The organism is Micromonospora sp. CPCC 205554 (genome assembly GCF_036902745.1).
In the GTDB taxonomy this organism is placed as follows: domain Bacteria; phylum Actinomycetota; class Actinomycetes; order Mycobacteriales; family Micromonosporaceae; genus Micromonospora; species Micromonospora tulbaghiae.
Map to the genome: position 1 here is coordinate 1 of NZ_JBAKHP010000003.1, position 17920 is coordinate 17920.

The 17920-nt window shown below is 73.6% G+C and carries 19 protein-coding genes; 8 read left to right on the plus strand and 11 right to left on the minus strand.

Annotated elements, in window-relative coordinates:
- Positions 1 to 115: 115 nt before the first annotated feature.
- The 8 genes from V6U82_RS05800 to eccB all read right to left on the minus strand — a co-directional run bounded on the left by V6U82_RS05800 (position 116) and on the right by eccB (position 6622).
- A complete protein-coding gene (locus V6U82_RS05800; protein WP_120571971.1) occupies positions 116 to 727 on the minus strand; it encodes a C39 family peptidase in 612 nt (203 codons plus the stop codon).
- A gap of 146 nt (positions 728 to 873) precedes the next feature.
- Entirely contained in the window at positions 874 to 1287 is a 414-nt protein-coding gene (locus V6U82_RS05805) for a pyridoxamine 5'-phosphate oxidase family protein (RefSeq protein ID WP_334459686.1), read from the minus strand.
- A gap of 30 nt (positions 1288 to 1317) precedes the next feature.
- On the minus strand, positions 1318 to 1653 hold the full coding sequence (locus tag V6U82_RS05810) for a YkvA family protein (protein WP_334459689.1): 336 nt from the start codon (positions 1651 to 1653) through the stop codon (positions 1318 to 1320).
- 123 nt (positions 1654 to 1776) lie between these two features.
- Positions 1777 to 2607 (minus strand): hypothetical protein, encoded by an 831-nt coding sequence (locus V6U82_RS05815; RefSeq protein ID WP_334459691.1) that lies wholly within the window; start codon positions 2605 to 2607, stop codon positions 1777 to 1779.
- 157 nt (positions 2608 to 2764) lie between these two features.
- Positions 2765 to 3220: a hypothetical protein gene (locus V6U82_RS05820; RefSeq protein WP_334459693.1), complete on the minus strand. Its 456-nt coding sequence runs from the start codon at positions 3218 to 3220 to the stop codon at positions 2765 to 2767.
- Between the two features lie 162 nt (positions 3221 to 3382).
- Complete coding sequence (locus V6U82_RS05825) at positions 3383 to 4672, minus strand: WXG100 family type VII secretion target (protein WP_334459695.1); 1290 nt, start codon at positions 4670 to 4672, stop codon at positions 3383 to 3385.
- Positions 4665 to 5003, minus strand: coding sequence for a hypothetical protein (locus V6U82_RS05830; protein WP_233585692.1), 339 nt, complete (start codon positions 5001 to 5003; stop codon positions 4665 to 4667). Before V6U82_RS05830 ends, V6U82_RS05825 begins: the two co-directional genes overlap by 8 nt.
- A 149-nt stretch (positions 5004 to 5152) precedes the next feature.
- A complete protein-coding gene (gene eccB / locus V6U82_RS05835) occupies positions 5153 to 6622 on the minus strand; it encodes a type VII secretion protein EccB (protein WP_128138397.1) in 1470 nt (489 codons plus the stop codon).
- A 162-nt stretch (positions 6623 to 6784) separates the two neighbouring features.
- On the opposite strand from eccB, the gene V6U82_RS05840 reads away from it, so the two are divergent.
- A complete protein-coding gene (locus V6U82_RS05840) occupies positions 6785 to 7957 on the plus strand; it encodes a type VII secretion protein EccE (protein ID WP_334459699.1) in 1173 nt (390 codons plus the stop codon).
- Here the strand turns inward: V6U82_RS05840 and eccD are convergent.
- Positions 7941 to 9338: a type VII secretion integral membrane protein EccD gene (gene eccD, locus V6U82_RS05845; protein WP_334459700.1), complete on the minus strand. Its 1398-nt coding sequence runs from the start codon at positions 9336 to 9338 to the stop codon at positions 7941 to 7943. The two genes, V6U82_RS05840 and eccD, sit on opposite strands and share 17 nt — an antisense overlap.
- A 170-nt stretch (positions 9339 to 9508) precedes the next feature.
- Between eccD and eccCa the strand changes: the two genes are divergently transcribed.
- The 7 genes from eccCa (at position 9509) to V6U82_RS05880 (ending at position 16147) form a co-directional block, all read left to right on the plus strand.
- Complete coding sequence (gene eccCa, locus V6U82_RS05850) at positions 9509 to 13474, plus strand: type VII secretion protein EccCa (RefSeq protein WP_334459702.1); 3966 nt, start codon at positions 9509 to 9511, stop codon at positions 13472 to 13474.
- 74 nt (positions 13475 to 13548) lie between these two features.
- The gene (locus V6U82_RS05855; protein ID WP_128137802.1) at positions 13549 to 13959 is read left to right on the plus strand and encodes a YbaB/EbfC family nucleoid-associated protein; all 411 of its coding nucleotides are present in this window, start codon (positions 13549 to 13551) and stop codon (positions 13957 to 13959) included.
- An 18-nt stretch (positions 13960 to 13977) separates the two neighbouring features.
- Positions 13978 to 14271 (plus strand): hypothetical protein, encoded by a 294-nt coding sequence (locus V6U82_RS05860; RefSeq protein ID WP_091414816.1) that lies wholly within the window; start codon positions 13978 to 13980, stop codon positions 14269 to 14271.
- A 31-nt stretch (positions 14272 to 14302) separates the two neighbouring features.
- Positions 14303 to 15031 carry a hypothetical protein gene (locus V6U82_RS05865; RefSeq protein ID WP_334459706.1) on the plus strand — a complete coding sequence of 243 codons (729 nt, stop codon included), beginning with the start codon at positions 14303 to 14305 and terminating at the stop codon, positions 15029 to 15031.
- Between the two features lie 12 nt (positions 15032 to 15043).
- The gene (locus tag V6U82_RS05870) at positions 15044 to 15313 is read left to right on the plus strand and encodes a hypothetical protein (RefSeq protein ID WP_128137804.1); all 270 of its coding nucleotides are present in this window, start codon (positions 15044 to 15046) and stop codon (positions 15311 to 15313) included.
- 215 nt (positions 15314 to 15528) lie between these two features.
- A complete protein-coding gene (locus V6U82_RS05875; RefSeq protein ID WP_013283772.1) occupies positions 15529 to 15837 on the plus strand; it encodes a WXG100 family type VII secretion target in 309 nt (102 codons plus the stop codon).
- A 28-nt stretch (positions 15838 to 15865) separates the two neighbouring features.
- Positions 15866 to 16147 (plus strand): WXG100 family type VII secretion target, encoded by a 282-nt coding sequence (locus V6U82_RS05880; protein ID WP_128137805.1) that lies wholly within the window; start codon positions 15866 to 15868, stop codon positions 16145 to 16147.
- Between the two features lie 60 nt (positions 16148 to 16207).
- On the opposite strand, the gene mycP is transcribed toward V6U82_RS05880, so the two are convergent.
- A complete protein-coding gene (gene mycP / locus V6U82_RS05885) occupies positions 16208 to 17446 on the minus strand; it encodes a type VII secretion-associated serine protease mycosin (RefSeq protein WP_334459709.1) in 1239 nt (412 codons plus the stop codon).
- Positions 17447 to 17502: 56 nt separating this feature from the next.
- Positions 17503 to 17844, minus strand: a complete 342-nt coding sequence (locus V6U82_RS05890) for a helix-turn-helix transcriptional regulator (RefSeq protein WP_120571957.1) — start codon at positions 17842 to 17844, stop codon at positions 17503 to 17505.
- Between the last annotated feature and the right edge of the window lie 76 nt (positions 17845 to 17920).

A 17920-nucleotide genomic window follows, 5' to 3' on the forward strand; every position in this document is an offset into this window, starting at 1 on the left:
GGGAGCGTTCCGCCGCCGAGTAGGCGATGCCAGACGCCGAGCACCCCTCGGTGGCCGGCACGGCGTCGGGCCGGCCTCCACACGGGAGACCGGCCCGTCCGTCAGGCGTCGCGGGTCAGGAGCTGTAACCGCGGCCGGCGATCCAGTTGGCCAGCTCGGTCACGTCCATCCAGTACGTCGGCTCGTCCGGCCGGGCCGGGTCGGCGATCAGCACCCGGTCGCCGTCGCCCTCGTACCGCACGACAGTCACGTAGTGGCCGGGGTAGCTGTGCTCCACCCCGTCGATGTCCCGGGCGCCGCCCAGGATGTTCGCCACCACCGGCCGGTCGTCGTCCACAGCGGTACGGATGTCCGCGCGCAGGCGTTCGACCTGCTCCCGGGTGGCCACGTCGTCGCGGATCTCGGTGGTCCGGTACTTGCCTCCGGTGTACTCGTTGAGCACCCGGGTGATGTCGATGGCCGAGTCGGTGCCGTTCTCGGTGGTGCCGAGCTTGGCGGCCAGCTCGTCCTGGCTCACGTCCTTGCCCTCGGCCGACAGCGCGATCCGGGTCGAGGCGGGACCGCAGTAGAAGAAGTTCGGCTGCGCCTGGTACTCGTAGTCGGCGGTGCGGTCACCCTTGCCCTTGACCGGGGCGGCGTGGGCGGCGGCAGCCGGACCCGCGACGGCACCGCCGGCCGCGGCCAGACCGGCGACGGACAGGACACACTTACGGATGATCGGGTTCATGGTCGAGGCTCCATTCGGGGGTCGACGGCTCCGTGCGGGAGACGCGGCACCAGGAGTGGCGCTCGGCGTACGGAGAGTTCAACCGCCCTGCCTCGGCAGGCCATTTCCGGGCGTGACCGGGGCCACCGCCGAACCGGACAGACGCCTCAGCCGGGGAGACTTCCCAGCAGCCCGGTCACCGCGATCTCGATGACCACCCGTTCGGGATTCGGGCGCGGCGTGCGATACCGCTCGGCGTACCGGCGTTCGGCCTCGGCGACCGCCTCCGGGTCACGGCGCAGCACCGCCCGGCCCTCCACGGTCAGCCACCAGCGGCCGTCGACCTGGCACACGGCGACCGGGACGCCGTCCGGCCCGGCCGCCGCGACGTGCCGGGCCTTGGCCGACCCGGCTGAGGTGATCACCCGGGCCAGCCGGGCCGCCGGGTCGAAGGTCACCCCCACGGGTACGACGTGCGGGGCGCCGTCGGCACGCGGTGTGGTGAGCGTGGCGAGGTGCCGGTCCGCGAAGAAACGGGCCACCCGCTCGTCGTGCGGATCCAACCGGTGCCGTCCCGCCATGTCGTCTCCTCGTTCCGTGCCGGTGACGTCTCAGCGGCGGGGTGCCGCGCCGGGCGGCAACGTCGCCACCGGGGACTCCCCGGCGGCCCGCTGCTCGGCGCGGTGCTTGGCGACCAGCCGGCCCAGGTAGAACAGCGCGCCGGCCAGCACGCCCATGTCGTCCAGGTAGATCGGGTCGGGCAGCAGGTCCACCGGCAGGATCGTGTAGATCAGCGCGCCGTAGAACGCGACCTTGCCGCCGGCGCCGAGCGCGCCGAGCATGCGGCGGGTGCGGACCACCCGGATGGCGAGCAGCACCGCCCCGGCCAGCATGGCCGCCGCGAGGACGGCGGCGACGACGACCAGCACCCAGGTTTCACGGGACACGCCACCACGCTAGCCGAGCGGGGCCCGGGCCGCCCGGTGTCGAAGCTCCGAGCCTTCCCGTTCCCGGTGGTGTCCGCTACCTCCGGTAGCTGCCGCCGACAGACGACTCTCACGGAAACGCTCTCAGGCCACGACCGCCGCCCGGCCCCGGGCCATCGGGGGCAGCTCGCGAGTGGTCTCCACGCCCGCTGCGGTCGGCAGTTCCCGGGTGGCCTCGGGGCCGGCGAACCCGACGATGGACAGTTCCGTCTGCGGCTCGGCGACCGGGTGCAGTGCCGCGAACGCCTCGTCGCGCAGGCTCTGCGCCGCCGCAGCGGCCCGCTCGGCTGCCTGCCAGGCGGCCTGCTCCCGCTGCGTGGCGGCCCGGTGCCGTGCCGCCATGTTGTCCCGGACCAGCCGGCGCAGCAGCAGTTCCTGCTCCACCGGGTGCCGGCTCGGATCCCAGCCGTTGCCGCCGAGGATGTCGCTGAGCTGCCGCACCGTGATCTCGTCGCGCCACTGGGCGTCCATCGCGGCACGGTGCAGCCAGCGCTCCCGGTCCGCGTACTCGGCCGGGGTCCTGGCGGTCCGGGGCAGCGGCAGCGCCGCGGCGGCGGCCAGGCGCCGGACGTCCTCCTCGGCCGCCTGGTACGCCTGCCAGGCGGCCTCGGCCTCCTCCTGTGCGGTCAGCCACTCGGCGCGGCTCCGCTCGGCGGTCGCCGCCGCACGGGAGGCCGCCACCGCCACCTCGTCGGCGTAGCGGATCCGTTCCTGGTCCCGTACGCGGGCTCGCTCGGCGCGTTCGATGCTGCTCGGCCGGGCGGCGTCACTGATCCGGTCGACCAGTTCCGAACGGAACCGGGACGGGCGGACGATCAGCGCGGCGACCACTGTCGCGGCCACGGCGAGCAGGACCAGCCAGATCACGGCGGCCGCGGGCATGTCGGGCAGGACGGAGGAGAAGACGGTCTGCATCACCAGCACCTCGTGGTGGAACGAAGGACGATCAACGGTTGTGGCCCGGACGTCCGGGCGGGTGCGCGTCGTGACTTCAGACGCGACGGGAACGCGCGGCAGGGCGCGAGGCGTGCGGCCCGTGGGACCGCGCCGGGGCGTACCGGAAGGCGCCCGGTCAGGCGCGCGGCGGACCGCGACGGGCGATGTCCGCCCGGCCGGGGTCGGCGGCGGCGACGCCCTCGACGCCGGGGACACGCCCGGCGGAGTCGGCGGAGGGGGCTTCGGTGACGGCCGGGCCGGTGCCGGGACCGGTGGTCCGCAGCGCGGCGGTCAGGGCGTCGGCCGCCGTGGGTTCGGCGGAACGCGCGGCGCCGGTCATGACCGCCTGCCGCGTCGCGGCGTGCTCGACGGCGGCGATGTGCTCGATCGCCGCGGCGTGCCTGATCGGCGCGGCGTGCTCAGTCGCGGCGGCGTGCGAGGCGATGCCGGCGTGCGAGGCCCCGGCGGCGTGGGCGGGTGCGGCGGCGATGCCCTGGAGGCCGGCGATCAGCACCAGGCCGGCCACAGCCGTGCGGGCGATCCGGCGCAGCGTCGCCGTCCAGGTGGACGGGGCGAACGCTACGGGCAGCACCGTTTCAACCTATCGGTCGGCGGAGGATCTCGCAGCTCAAGGATCTTGCGGTTTACGTGAGCCACCCCACGGGTCGGTGTGGACGGAGACCCACGCGGGGCCCGACGCGAGACGGCGCGGCACCCCTGCCGGGGGGGCCGCGCCGTCACTTGGATGCCGTGTTCAGTTGCCGCCGAGCACCGGCGGCGGGGCGGCGTCACCGTCGCCCCAGACCATCTCGTCCTCGGTGAGCCAGGTCAGCCGGCCGTCGGACTCGTCGTCGCCGTGGCCGCCGCGCCCGCCCAGCACACCGCCGCGGCCGGCCATCGCGGGCCGCCCGGTGGCGCCACCGGTGCGCTCGGCGGACTTGCTCCCGGCATCGACCACGAGGCCACGACCGGAGGTGAGCCGGCCCGTGCCGGCCGCCGAGCGGTTGTCCGCGCCGGGCATGCCGCCGAGGCGAGCCGCCGACGCCGAGTTGGCGCCGGTGCCCGCGAGCGAGCCGGTGCTCAGGACGCCGGGTGCGCCGTAGAGCCCGCCACCGGCGGGTCCGCCTGCGCTCATCGTCGTCGGGCCGCCGCCGCCGGGACCGAAGCCCGGGCCGCCGCCGATCGTCGGACCGCCGGCGGTGCTGGTCAGCGGAGCGGCGCCGGCGAGCGAGGTGCCGGTCGGGTCGACGGTGCTGCCGACCGGTACCGAACCCGGAGCACCGGCGCCCGGCTGGCCGCCCGGAGTGCCCGAACCCGGCGTGCCCTCGCCCGGCGTGCCGGCGGTCGGGGCCGTGTGGTGCACGCCCGACGTGGTGGCGGTGGCGCTCGCGCCCGGGCCGAAGCTGCCCAGGCTCGGGCCGGACGACGGCGTCTTCACCGACGGCCCGTTCTGCAGCGTCGGGTCACCGTTGCCGGTGTGGCCGGGCAGCTCGGTCTCCGGCGGGTCCGGTACGACGATCCGGCCGTACGCCGAGAAGTCGTAGCCCTCGGCGAGCTTCGCCACGACCTGCACCATCCGCTGGTGCGCCTTCTCCTGCTCGGCCTTGTCCTGCTGGTGGCCGACGATCCCGCCGATCACCGCGCCGGGGGCGCCACCGATCAGGAAGCCCTTGCCGGCGCCGGAGAGCAGCTTGTCGTTGTCGTCGGTCTTCTCCGGGCTCTCCGCCTTGGACTGGGCGGCCCGCAGCTCGCTGGACATCATGTCGAGGCCCTGTCGGATACCCGTCATGCCCTCGGCGAGGTTGCCGGAGTAGCGGACGACCATGTCCAGCCGGCGGTGGAACTCGCGCGCGGCGTCGCCGGTCCAGGTCTTCGCCAGCGCCTCCAGGTCGGCGGTCAGGTCGCGGCCGAGATCGTCGAGCGTGCCCTTCAGGGAGGTCCACTGGGCGCTGAGCGCTTCGATCTGCTTCGGGTCGCCGGCGTTGACGCCCTGGTAGAGCTCTTCGTGACTGACGTGCTCGTAGCGCCGGGTGTACTCAGACACGCGGGTCCTCCTTCGGCTGCTTCATCGCCTCGTTCAGCCCGGAGAGGGCGGCGGCGATGTCGGCCGCGGCGGCGGCGTTGCGGGCCTCGGCGGTCTTGTAGTTCGTCATGATCTTGTGGGTCGCCTCGCGGGCGGCCAGGATCGCCCGGCGCAGCCGGTCGACGTGGTTGACGTAGCTCTGGTGGGTCTCGGAGTAGCGACGTGCGTTGTCGGTCGCGTCGGTGAACGTGCCGAGGGCCGGCGGGCGGCACTGCATCTGGGTGTTGAGCTTGCGCAACACCGACTCCGCCTCGTTCAGGCGCCGCTCGAGCCGCTGGTGAAAGTCCTCCAAGGACAGTACGTCTACTGTCGTGCGCCCCGTCATGGCTGCATCCCCGTAGTCATCGTCGATAACCGTTCGCCGTACTCAGGTTAGTCGAAGCGGGCCAACCCGGGCGACCCGTGCCGGACATACTCCACTTCGGATCACCCGGAGTTCGGTCAACCGCCCTGGACCTGCGCCGCCGCGCCACCGGCCGAGGGTGTCGCGGTGGCACCCGGAGGTGTCGACGCATCGAAGTAGGTCATCGCGTCCTCGCGGGACAGCGTCGGGCCGGTCGGCACCAGCGCCAGCAGCGAGGCGGGTACGGCGAGCGGCGTCACGTCGCCGTACCCGAGCGCGCTCTTCGCGTCGCCCCCGGCGGTGCCGAGCGGATAGCGGATGCCCTGGGCGGTGATCAGGTAGACCGTCGAGCCGGCCGCCGCCTTGCCGCTCTCCCCGGCCGTGGCCTGCACCAGTACGCCCTTGCCGCCGGGCAGCAGCACGCTCTCGGCGGTGCGTACCGCGTCCCGGGCGCCCTGCCGGGCCGGCATCGCGGTCGCCGAGGTCAACTCGGCCGGCGGGGAGTCGAAGACCTCCAGCGTGGTGGTCGGCGGCTGACCCGCCGGGCCGGGCCGGTAGGTGGCGCAGAGCACCGTCCGTCCCGGACGGACCTCGTGCAGCGTCGGCAGCCGGGCGGGCAGGCCGTCCGCGTCCAGGCGCTGGTCGGTGAGGAGCCGGCCCGCCTCGTCCGGCGTGATCTGCGTCACCTCGCCGCCACTGCCGAGCAGCAGCAGCGCGGTGACCTCGCGGACGGTCGCCAGGCCCTGCCGGGTGAGCACGTAGTACTGGCCGGCGGCCTGGTAGACCTGGCCGATCCGGGCCGGCCGGTCGGCCACCGTGAGCCCGCTGGCGCTGCCGTCCCCGGCGATCGTCGGCTTGCGCAGCACCGGCCCGACCGGCACCGCGTTCAGCAGTTGCTGCCCGACGGTCAGGTTCGTCGCGCCGGCCATCTTCAACGCCACCAGCGCCTGCTCGTCACCGGCGACCCGCAGCCGGGAACCGCCGGTGAGCAGGTAACGGGCGTCGCCGGTCCGCACCACCACGGCGCGGTCGGTGAGCGCCGTGCCGCCCGGCAGCGTGCGGTCGATCACCAGGTGCGTGGTGGAGCGCTGCGGGTCGTTCGGATCCGGCACGTCGCACACCGACCAGGGGAGCCCGACCAGCGACTTGCGATCCGGCAGGTCGTCCGGTGCGCCCACGATGCCGACCAGCCGCCCGCGCGGGCGGTCCTTGATCGACGCCTGGGACATGGTGCGCGGCTGCGCCGCGGCGTCGTTGACGATCAGCCGCGCCGAGGCGTAGTTGAGCGTCGGGCGCAGCACCTCGTCCTCGCCGAAGTAGTACGTCGCGCCGGTCTCCCGCTCGATCACCAGCGTGTTCGGCTCCAGCGGCGCCGAATTGCTGGTGAGCTGCCCGTACGCGCCCACGCCGCCGAGCACCACGGCCGCCGCGATGACGCTGCCGAACACCGCCATGCCCAGGCGGCGCATCGGCAGGTCGTTGGTCTCCGGATCACCGGAGAGTAGCGCCGAGACGATGCGGCGGGTGACGAAGCGGTACGCCTGCACCTGATCGCGGCGGGTCCGCATGACTAACCTCCGGCGGGGGTGGGTCCACGGCGACAGGTCCGAACAGCGCCGCGGGCTTCCCTACGATAAGGGGCCGTCGGGGGTGCGCCGGACCCCGTCCGCCGCCCGAACGACCGCACCCGCCCGGCGGATGCCCGGGATGTCCAGAAGGGACGCACACCGATGACGCAGCTCCAGGCGCCACCCGGTCGTACCGCCACGGTCACCGCCGTACCGCCGGACCGGCCGGTCACCCCGGCCGACAAGCGCCGCCGGGGACGGCTCGGCCCGGTCGTGGTCGGGCAGCTCGTGGTGGTGGAGTGCGCCGCGCTCGCCGTCTGGTTCGCCACCGCCGGCCCGGCGTGGCTGCTCGCGGTGGTCGCCGTCCTGGCGCTGCTGGCGGTGGTCGCGGCGTTCGCGCGCCGGGGCGGCCGCTGGTGGTACGAGGATCTGATGCTCCGCCGCCGGCTGCACCGGCGCCGTGACCGGGCCCGGGGCGCGGCGCCCGGTGGTGACCCGAGGCTGGCCGCGCTCGCACCGGAGCTGACGGTGGTGGAGCTGACCGAGCGCGGCACCCGGCTCGGCATCGGGCAGGACGACCGGGGCTGGTTCGCCGCGCTGGCGCTGACCGGCCGGCCCGGCGCGCCCGCCGGGTCGATCGAGGCGGCGGTGGTGGACCGCGCGCTCGCGGTGCTCGCCGACTTCTCCGGCCCGGTCACCCAGACCCAGGTCGTCTCACACACCCTGGTCTGGTACCCGGCACCCGGCGCGCCGCCGTCGGCGTACCGGACCGTGTGGGTGGCGCTGCGCCTGTCGGTGTCCGACGCGCGGGCCGAGGCGGTGAGCCGCGGCGGCGGCCTGCGCGGCGTGCACCGCACGGTGGCGGCCGGGGTGGGCCGGCTCGGCAAGGCGCTCAACGCCGCCGGCCTCGCTCACCGGGTGCTCGACCGCAACGAGCTGCACGCGGCGGTGGTGTCCGGCGCCGGCCTCGACCTGGCGCCGGAGTCTCCGGTGGAGACGTGGACCAGCCTGCGCGGGGGCGGTTGGACGCAGCGCTGCCTGGCCCTGCGGGTACGCCCCAACGGCTCGCTCGGCGCACTGGTGGACGCGGTCACCGCCACCTCGGCGCCCTCGCACACGGTCGCCGCGGTGGTGCTGCCGGGCGGCCGGCGGGTGCCGCCGCTGCTGCGGGTGGCGGCCATGGACGGGCACGCCGAGGCGTTGGTGAAGGCGGTCCGGGAGATGGCCCGGCGCGCGGGCGTGCCGGCCCGTCCGCTGGACGGCCAGCACGGCCCCGGCGTCTACGCCACCGCGCCGGTCGGCACCGCGATGGGGACCGTCACGGTCGAAGGTTGACGATCCAGCCGTACGCGCCGCAGACCCAGACGGCCAGCGGCACCAGCGCGATGATCAGCAGGATCTCGACGATGTCCAGGGTCCGGCCCCAGACCGGGGAGATCCGCTTGCCGGCCACGGTCAGGCCGTAGACCAGGCTGATCACGGCCAGCACCGCCAGGCCGCCCAGGATCAGCCCGAGGCGTACCGCCAGCGAGCCGCCGGCGAACGTGGCGGCGGCGACCAGTCCCAGGCCGACGGTGCCGGACAGCAGCACCGGCGTGCGCTGGGCGCGGCTGAGGAACGGGCGTGCCCGCAGCAGCGACAGCAGCGCCAGCACCAGGCAGAGCAGGACCGCCGGGAGCCGGCCGTTCCCGGCCAGCACCACCTCGCCGCCGAGCACCAGCAGCGAGACGGTCCAGAGCAGGCCGGTGAGGAACGCGTCGGCGCGCTCGCTGTTGCGCAGCACCGACGGCCCGTCCACCGACTCGGTGTCGGTCTTGAGATCGTCCGGGCCGGTGGGGATGGACGGCACCGGCAGCCGGGCCAGGCGGTAGGCGAGCATCGGCAGCGCGGGCAGCACGCCGAACGCGACCGTCGCGACCACCGCCGCCGAAGCCGCCGCGCCGATGCCGAAGGCCAGGCTGAGCACCGCGCCGAGGACGACCGCCGCGCCCACGCCCACCGCGCCGAGGAACAGCGGCAGGCGGTCGCCGACGGCGAGCGCGGCGATCGCGCCGAAGACCACCACGGCGGTGCCGGCGAGCAGGACGTGCGGACTGGCCAGCTCGCCGAGCGTCCGGTCCCCGGCGAGCACCAGCAGGCCGCCGACGCCCGCGTAGCCCGTCCCGACCAGGGCCAGCACCGCACCGCTGCGGCTGTCGCCGGCGGCGCGGGACAGCACCGCGGCGCCGACCAGCAGTGCCACCGCGACCACGAACGCGGCCGCCGCGCCGGGTAGCTGCGGCGGGCCGGTGAGCAGGGTCGCCACCGCGCCCGCGGCGAGCGCCGAGGCGGCCAGCAGGATCGCGAACGTCCGTGTGGTGCCGACCTGCCAGGCGCCCGCCCGCTGGGTGGTGGAGGTGGCGACCGCGTCCACCACGTCGTCGAAGACGATCTCGGGGGCGGTCGCGGCGCGCGGGTTGAAGTAGAGCACCTCACCATCGCGTACGCCGAGCTGCGCGGCGGTCCGGCCGCCGTCGAGCGGTTGACCGCCGAGCCGGGACAGGGCCCAGCCGCCGTGCCGCACGCCGTCGTCGGCCAGGTCCTCGCCCGCGTACCGCAGCAGCGTGGGAAGCAGGTCGGCGAGCGGTACGTCGGACGGCAACGCCAGATCCATCCTGGTACGCGGCGCCACGATGGTGATCCGGCTCAGCCCACCGGTCGCCGTCTTCGTCGCCACAGTGGCCTCCTCGTGCTCGCATACGATCCGCTGGGCCGTCGGCGTCGCCCCCCACGGGTCCACGACGCCACCGGGAGATTACCTACGATGGCGGTCGCACAGGTTGCCCACCCGACGCTCACCGGCGGTGGCAGACCACGATCAGGGCCGCTTCTGGGGAGGGGAGAGCCGTGAGTACGGTGGTGTTCCGCCGACTTCCGCGTCAACCGGGGCCCGCGCTGCCGCGCGGCGAGGTGCTGCTGGAGTCCCCGCCCGAGCTGCCGGAGCCGCAGGCCAAGGGCATGGGCCAGGTGCTGATGATCCTGCCGATGCTCTGCGGCGTCGGCGCGATGGCGTTCCTCTACGCCGGTCGGGGCGGCGGCATGATGACGTACGTCGCCGGCGGCCTGTTCGGTGTGTCCATGTTGGGCATGGCGATCGGCACGCTCGGCAACGGCGGCAAGGACAAGGCCGAGCTGAACGCCCAGCGGCGCGACTACATGCGTTATCTCGCGCAGATGCGCAAGCGCACCCGGCGGGCGGCCGAGCAGCAGCGCGCGGCGATGACGTGGCGGCACCCGGAGCCGGACGCGCTCTGGTCGATCGCCGCCTCCCGCCGGCTCTGGGAGCGGCGGATCACCGAGGACGACTTCGGCGAGGTGCGGATCGCGCTCGGCCCGCAGCGGCTGGCCGTGGAGATCGTGCCGCCGGAGACCAAGCCGGTGGAGGACCTGGAACCGATGAGCGCGATCGCGCTGCGCCGGTTCGTCCGGGCCCACTCCAGCGTGCCGGACCTGCCGACCGCGCTGTCGCTGCGCGCGTTCAGCCGGATCGCGCTGCGCGGCGACCGGGAGCCGGTGCTGGACCTGACCCGGGCCGCGCTGGGCCAGCTCGTCACGTTCCACGCCCCGGAGGATCTCCTGGTGGTCGTGGTGGCCGCGCCGGACCGGCAGGCGGCCTGGGACTGGGTGAAGTGGCTGCCGCACGCCCAGCACCCGGGGCGTACGGACGCGGCGGGTGCGCGCCGGATGGTGTTCGCCGCGCTGGACGAGGCGGAGACCGCGCTGGCCCAGGACCTGGGCGGACGGCCCCGGTTCGCGCCGGAGGCGAAGCCGCTGACCACCGCGCCGCACGTGGTGGTCGTGCTGGACGGCGGTGAGGTCTCGGCGACCTGCGCGCTGACCGGGCCGGGCCTGCTCGGCACGACCGTGTTCGACCTGTCCGGCGCGGTCCCGCGCGACGCCGGGCGCTGGCTGCTCTGCCTGGACGCGGGGGACGGCACCGGGCTCGACCTGGTCCGCGGCACCGCCACCTCGCGGCTCGGCCGGCCCGACCGGCTGTCCCTGAGCGCGGCCGAGGGGCTGGCCCGGCAGATCGCCCCGTTCCGGCTCTCCCAGCAGCAGGGCGCCAGCACCGAGGAGCCGCTGGCCCGCAGCATGGAGCTGCCCGACCTGCTCGGTGTCGGCGACGCGGCCACCGTGGACACCCGGCAGTCCTGGCGTCCGCGCAGCCACCGCGACCGGCTGCGCATCCCGCTCGGCCTGGGGCCGGACGGCAACGTGGTGGAGCTGGACTTCAAGGAGTCCGCGCACGAGGGTATGGGCCCGCACGGCCTGGTGATCGGCGCGACCGGTTCCGGCAAGAGCGAGCTGCTGCGTACGGTGGTCGCGGCGCTCGCGGTGACGCACTCGTCGGAGGAGCTGAACTTCGTCCTCGTCGACTTCAAGGGCGGTGCCACCTTCGCCTCGCTGGACGCGTTGCCGCACACCAGCGCGGTGATCACCAACCTCTCGGACGAGCTGCCGCTGGTCGACCGCATGCGGGACGCGCTGGCCGGTGAGATGAACCGCCGGCAGGAGGTGCTGCGGGCGGCCGGCAACTACGTCTCCCGGTACGACTACGAGAAGGCGCGGGCCGCCGGTGAGCCGCTGGAGCCGATGCCCAGCCTGCTGATCATCTGTGACGAGTTCTCCGAGCTGCTGGCCGCCAAGCCGGACTTCATCGACCTGTTCGTGATGATCGGCCGCCTCGGCCGGTCGCTCGGCGTGCACCTGCTGCTCGCCTCGCAGCGGCTGGAGGAGGGCAAGCTGCGCGGTCTGGACACGCACCTGTCGTACCGGATCGGTCTGCGCACGTTCTCGGCGGTGGAGAGCCGGATCGTGCTCGGCGTGCCGGACGCGTACGAGCTGCCCAGCGCGCCCGGTCACGGCTACCTGAAGACCGACACCGCGACCATGCTGCGGTTCCGCGCCGCCTACGTGTCCGGCCCGTACCGGGCGCCGGGGCAGGTCCAGCGCTCCACCCGGGCGCAGGTGCAGCGCCGGATCGTCCCGTACGGCATCGACTACGTGCCGGTGCCGGCCCAGCCGAGCCCGGCGGAGGCCGCCCCGGAGCCGGAGCAGACCGGTGACGGCAAGGCCGTGGCGATGCTGGACGTGCTGATCGACCAGCTCAAGGGCAAGGGACGGCCGGCGCACCAGGTGTGGCTGCCGCCGCTGGCCGAGCCGTCCGGGCTGGCCGAGCTGCTGCCCAAGCTGAGCGTGCACCCGACGTACGGCCTGACCACCGCCGACTGGCCGGGCCGTGGCCGGCTCGCCGTGCCGGTCGGCATCGTGGACCGCCCGTACGAGCAGCGCCGCGACCCGATGATGGTCGACCTGGCCGGGGCCGGCGGCAACGTGGTGATCGTCGGGGCGTCGCTGAGCGGCAAGAGCACCATGCTGCGCTCGATGCTGGCCTCGCTGGCGCTCACCCACACGCCGCGTGAGGTGCAGTTCTTCTGCCTCGACTTCGGCGGCGGCGCGCTGCGTAGCCTGGACGGGCTGCCGCACACCTCGGGGGTCGCGGGCCGGCGCGACGTCGAGGCGGTCCGGCGGACGGTGGCCGAGGTGGTCGCCGTGATCGACGAGCGGGAGAACCGGTTCACCCAGCACGGCATCGACTCGGTGGCGAGTTACCGGCGCCGCCGGGCGGCCGGCGAGTTCGCCGACGACCCGTTCGGTGACGTCTTCCTCGTGGTGGACGGCTGGAACACGCTGCGCCAGGAGTACGAGGAGCTGGAGCAGACGATCACCAACCTGGCGAACCGGGGCCTCGGCTTCGGCGTGCACGTGGTGATCACGGCGGTGCGCTGGGCAGAGATCCGGATCAACATGCGGGATCTGCTCGGCACCAAGCTGGAGCTGCGGCTCGGTGACCCGTCGGAGTCGGAGATCGACCGGCGGGCCGCGCAGAACGTGCCGGTGGGCGCGCCCGGTCGAGGTCTGACCCGGGACAAGCTGCACTTCCTGACCGCGATCTCGCGGATCGACGGCAAGCGCGACATCGAGGACCTGACCGAGGCGTCGGTGGCGCTCGCGGGTCACGTCGCGGCGAACTGGCCGGGGCAGCCGGCGCCGAAGGTCCGGCTGCTGCCGCGCAAGCTGGCCGTCAGCGAGCTGGCGAAGGTGGTCGACCGGTCCGCCCCGGGCATCCCGATCGGCGTCAACGAGTCGGCGCTCGCCCCGGTCTACCTGGACCTGGCCGGCGAGCCGCACCTGACCGTGTTCGGCGACGCCGAGTGCGGCAAGACCAACCTGCTGCGCCTAATCGCCCGGGGGATCGCCGAGCGGTACACCCCGGCCCAGGCGCGGCTGGTCATCGCCGACTACCGGCGTGGTCTGCTGGGCGCGGTCGAGGGTGACCACCTGCTCGACTACGCGCCGTCGAACCAGGTGTTCAGCCAGGGGCTCGGCTCGATCCGCAGCGCGTTGCAGAACCGGCTGCCCGGCCCGGACGTGACCACCGCCCAGCTGCGCGACCGGAGCTGGTGGAAGGGCCCGGACCTGTACATCCTGGTGGACGACTACGACCTGGTCGCCTCCGGCGGCAGCAACCCGCTGAGCGCGTTGCACGAGCTGCTGCCGCAGGCGCGGGACATCGGCCTGCACCTGATCATCACGCGCCGGGTCGGCGGTGTGGCCCGGGCGCTGTACGAGCCGGTGCTGCAACGCCTGCGCGAGCTGGACTCGCCGGGCCTGCTGATGTCCGGCAGCCGGGAGGAGGGCGCCGTCTTCGGCAACCTGCGGCCGACCCCGCAGCCACCGGGCCGGGGCACCCTCGTCCGCCGCCGCGACGGCCAGCAGCTGATCCAGACCGCGTGGACGGAACCGGCCTGACGGGACGGACGCCGGGCGGCCCGGTCCGGTAGCGTCGGCGCGATCGATCGTCGCGAGTGGAGAGGGGCGCGTCCGTGAGCAGCCCGTCGGGTTTCGGTGCGGCCATGGAGGGCCTGCTGCGGCAGGCGCAGGAACAGCAGCGCCGGCTGGCCGATCTCCAGCGGCAGCGCGCCGAACTGCGGGTCACCGGGGAGAGCCCGGACGGGCTGGTGCGGGTGACGGTGGACGGCGACATGAAGGTCGGCGACATCGAGCTGAACGCGCGGGCGATGCGGCTGGACAGCTTCTCCCTGGCGGAGGCGATGCAGGCGGCGATCGACGCGGCCTACGTCGCCTTCGAGGAGCGCCAGCGCGAGATGCTGAGCGAGATGCTCGGCGACTCCGAGATGGTCCGCCGGGCGCAGGACGGCACGCTGACCCCGGAGGACTGGTTCCGCCAGTTCGGGGTGGACGTGTCCGACCCGACCCGCAACCTGCGGCGCTGAACGAGAGGAAGGCCGGCGATGCCGAACACGGTCGACGTCGACGCGATCCGGAAGGCGGGCAGGATGCTCGACGCCCCGGACGGCCCGATTCAATACCTCCGCAACGTCGAGACGTTGCTGGGCGAGGTCAAGCTGCCCGGTGGCGCGCTGAGCTGGTTCGGCACGGGCGCGGTGGAGCGGCACAACGCGGCCGTGGACGGGCACCTGGACAACGTCCGCACCGGCGTGGAGCATCTGCGCAGGGCCGCCGCGCAGCTCGAACAGAGCGCGAAGAACTGGGAGAGGTCGGATCAGCCCTGGGTGGTCAAGTGACCGGCCGGGTCCGCCACGGGAAGGACGCCTGATGCCTCCGGAGATCCTCATCGCCAACGCGTCCGGGACGGTGACCGGCTCGGTGTCGGTCGCACAGACCACGGCGCCGGTCCGGTCGGCGGCGGCCATCGCCAAGGGCAACCTGGTCTGGATCGTCGCCTCGGCAGCGCTGATCGGCACGATCCTCTACCTGGAGTCGTTCGACAACCAGCAGGTCAACGAGTCGATCAAGAAGTGGGACGAGGCGGCCCGCCTGCTCGGTGCGGACCAGTTCGGCGCGGCCATGGCGGCGGTTCCGCCGGACGCGGCGGAGTGGGACTTCGACGACCGCGACGCGTTCGACCTGTTCATCCGCAAGCTCGGGGCGGAGATCAACTCGCTGGCCGAGGCGTTCGCCGCCAACCGGGACACGCTGACCGCCGCCCGGGACGCGTACAACGACGCGATCTCCGGGCTGGCCCAGGCGCTCATGCCGATCCTGGTCGCGGTGATCGCCTCGATCGCGCTCCAGTTCTTCCCCGCCACCACCGCGCTGGCCCAGGCCATCGGCATCGTCGGCCTGACCGCCACCGCCGCCGTGCTGGTCCTGGTCTTCGGCGAGATCAGCGCGCTGCTGCACGCGCTGCTGGCCGCCTTCCACACCGACAACCGGTTCACCTTCACCGCTGACTCCCGCCCGGGCTGGGCGCCGACCGGCTCGGACCCGGACATCAAGGACATCAAGATCGACTGGGTACGGGACGCCAAGTTCTACGGGTGACGGGAGCGACGCGTGGACACCCTGCTCTTCTCGCTTTTGCTGTACGTCCTGCTGACCATCCCGGTCTTCGTGGTGCTGATGCTGTTCGCCGCGCTGACCCGCTCGGCGCGGCTGCGGCGGGCCGCCGAGGTGGTGTCGTTGAGCACCTGCGCGGCGCTGCTGGTGCTGTCGTTCCAGCGCGCGTTCGAGAAGCCGGTGCTGTGGGCCGTGGTGGTGCTGCTGGTCGCGGTGCTGGTCTTCGGCGTGTCGACGATCGTCAAATCCTCACGCGAGCGGTCCTGACCTCGGACTCGACCGTCCACTCGGCACGGACGGCGTTCCGCCGCGTCTGTCGACAGTGGGGTGTCGGAATACGACGATGGGACAGGCAGGGCTGCGCGGGTTGGACGTCGTCCGCTACGGTTCGGATGAAGTGTCCGTCGGTGGGGTGTGTACGCCTTGCCGCGGGGGAGGGCGCGGCGGAACCGCCGCCACAAGATGACGGAAGGGTGTGAAGCATGGCGTTCGAGGTCAGTGCAGCGACTCTGCACACCGCCGCGAGTGACGTGCGGTCCACGCGCAGCGACGTCGACGGCGAGCTCAAGAAGCTGTGGAACGTGGTCGACGACCTGGCGATGGCCTGGAAGGGCCAGGCGTCCACGGGCTTCCAGAGCCTGATGACTCGCTGGAACGAGGACACTACGAAGCTGCTGACCGCGATGGACAACATCGCGGACCTGCTCGACAAGTCGGGCACCACGCACCAGGTCAACGACGAAGAGCAGCAGCAGATGCTGGACAAGTTCCACGCTGCTCTCAACCCGTGATCCGCGAAGACAGGCAGAGGAGGAATCGATGAGCATCAAGGTTGACTACGCTGTTCTGGAGAGCAGCAACCAGCAGATGCAGGCCATCTCGCGGACCATCGACGAGAAGCTGGACACGCTGCGGGCGATGCTGACCAAGCTCGAGTGGGAGGGCCAGGACCGGGTCGCCTACCAGCAGCACCAGGCCCAGTGGGACGCCGCCGTGCGGGACATCAACAAGGTCCTGAACGAGATCGGCGGCGCCGTGGGCATCGCGCGCGAGAACTACATGACCACGGAGATGAGCAACTCCAAGGTCTGGGGCAGCTGACCCCGACCGGTCCACAGCGGCTCCGCTCCGGCTTCTGCCGGGCGGAGCCGTCGCGCTTTGTCAGGCGTCCTGCGGGACGTCGCGCCGACCGGGCCGCCACCCGCGCCGGCGTCCGCGTACCACGATGGGACGCAGCGTCAGCAGGACGCCGGCCAGCAGCGCGCCGACGACAGCGACCCAGATCGCGACGGTGCGCTGCCAGGCCAGCGGGTCGGTGGGCGGCGCCGGTGGCGGCATCGCGCCCAGCGGCGGGTCGTCCCGGGTGCCCAGCAGACTGGTGACCGCGCGGTACGGGTTGACCATCCCGAAGCCGACCTCGGCGTTGTGGCCGTCGGGCGGGTTGTCGGCGGTACGGGTCAGCCGGTAGGCGACCTCGTCGGCGCTGATGTCCGGGTGTGCGGCCCGCACCAGCGCGGCCACCCCGGAGACGTACGCGGTGGCGAAGCTCGTCCCGCCCTGCGGCTCGGCCCGGTATCCCGATCCCTGCGGCGCGGGCCCGACGATGTTCAGGCCGGGCCCGGCGATGTCCACATAGTCTCCGCTGACCGAGCTGCCGACGTGCCCGCCCTGTTCGTCGATCCCGGCGACGGCGACGACACCGTCGTACGCCGCCGGATAGGCCGGCCGGTCCTCCCGGTTCTCCTGCCGGTTGCCGGCGGAGGCGACGACCACCACGTCCTTGCCGAGCGCGTACTGCACCGCGGACTTCAGCGCCGGGTCGTCGAGCGTGACCAGGGACAGGTTGATCACGTCGGCGTCGTGGTCGACCGCCCAGCGGATCGCCTTGCCGATCTCGGCCGGCACGTCCGGGTCGAAGTTCTCCTTGTTCTCGGCCAGCACCCGCAGCGGCAGGATCTTCGCCTCCGGCGCGATGCCGGTGTACGGCGAGCCGGTGCCCTCCCGGCCGGCGATGATGCCCGCGACCATGGTGCCGTGGCCGACCAGGTCGCACTGCCCCTTCAGTCGGACGAGCTGGTTGAAGTCCTCACCCGGCAGGACCCGCCCGCGCAGCAGGGGGTGGGTCGGCGAGACACCGGAGTCGATCACCGCGACGGTGATCCCCGCGCCCTTGCCGATCCGCCACGCGGCGGCCGGGTCGAGGCGGCTCAGCGCCCACGGCACCTCGGTGGGCGCGGGACCGCCGCCCGGACCGCACTTCGGGGCGGCCTGCGCGGGCGCGGGCACCGCCAGCGCGCCGCCGAGCAGGGCGGTCACCGCCGCTCCGGAGAGGACGGACCTGATCCGGTGTCCGGCCCGGACGCGTCCCGTGGTCGCGCCCGGCCGCAAGCTGTCGCGCACGCGGTGAGATTACCCGCCGCGCCCGCCCGCGCGGGCACTCGTGGTGCCGGTCCGGGTCACCTGTCGGCGGTGGCGTCCCCGGCCGGCTCGGCGGCGAAGAGGGCCAGCAGGGCGCCGACCTGCTGGTCGGCCTCGGCCGGGTGCCGGAAACGGCCCTTCGGGTTGATCGTGTACTCGTTGCGCCGTCCCACCCGCGTACGCCGCAGGTATCCCCCGGCCTCCAGGTCGGCGACGATGGCCTGGGCCGCCCGTTCGGTCACGCCCACCTCGTCGGCCACGTCGCGCAGCCGGGCGGTGGGGTTGCGCGCGATCGCGAGCAGCACGTGGCCGTGGTTGGTGAGGAAGGTCCAGTTACGGCGGCTCCCGTCCTCAACTGGTGTGGTCGCCATGGTGGTCATGCTATGGCCACCGCGGCCACCGGCCCGAACCGGCGCGGGCAGGCACGGGAAAGTATGAAATGCGTATCACGAATCT

Excerpts from the sequence above, each read along its gene's own strand:
- V6U82_RS05800 (WP_120571971.1), bottom strand. The coding sequence starts at position 727 with ATGAACCCGATCATCCGTAAGTGTGTCCTGTCCGTCGCCGGTCTGGCC.
- V6U82_RS05805 (WP_334459686.1), bottom strand. The coding sequence starts at position 1,287 with ATGGCGGGACGGCACCGGTTGGATCCGCACGACGAGCGGGTGGCCCGT.
- V6U82_RS05815 (WP_334459691.1), bottom strand. The coding sequence starts at position 2,607 with ATGCAGACCGTCTTCTCCTCCGTCCTGCCCGACATGCCCGCGGCCGCC.
- eccB (WP_128138397.1), bottom strand. The coding sequence starts at position 6,622 with ATGCGGACCCGCCGCGATCAGGTGCAGGCGTACCGCTTCGTCACCCGC.
- V6U82_RS05840 (WP_334459699.1), top strand. The coding sequence starts at position 6,785 with ATGACGCAGCTCCAGGCGCCACCCGGTCGTACCGCCACGGTCACCGCC.
- V6U82_RS05860 (WP_091414816.1), top strand. The coding sequence starts at position 13,978 with ATGCCGAACACGGTCGACGTCGACGCGATCCGGAAGGCGGGCAGGATG.
- V6U82_RS05865 (WP_334459706.1), top strand. The coding sequence starts at position 14,303 with ATGCCTCCGGAGATCCTCATCGCCAACGCGTCCGGGACGGTGACCGGC.
- V6U82_RS05875 (WP_013283772.1), top strand. The coding sequence starts at position 15,529 with ATGGCGTTCGAGGTCAGTGCAGCGACTCTGCACACCGCCGCGAGTGAC.
- V6U82_RS05880 (WP_128137805.1), top strand. The coding sequence starts at position 15,866 with ATGAGCATCAAGGTTGACTACGCTGTTCTGGAGAGCAGCAACCAGCAG.
- V6U82_RS05890 (WP_120571957.1), bottom strand. The coding sequence starts at position 17,844 with ATGACCACCATGGCGACCACACCAGTTGAGGACGGGAGCCGCCGTAAC.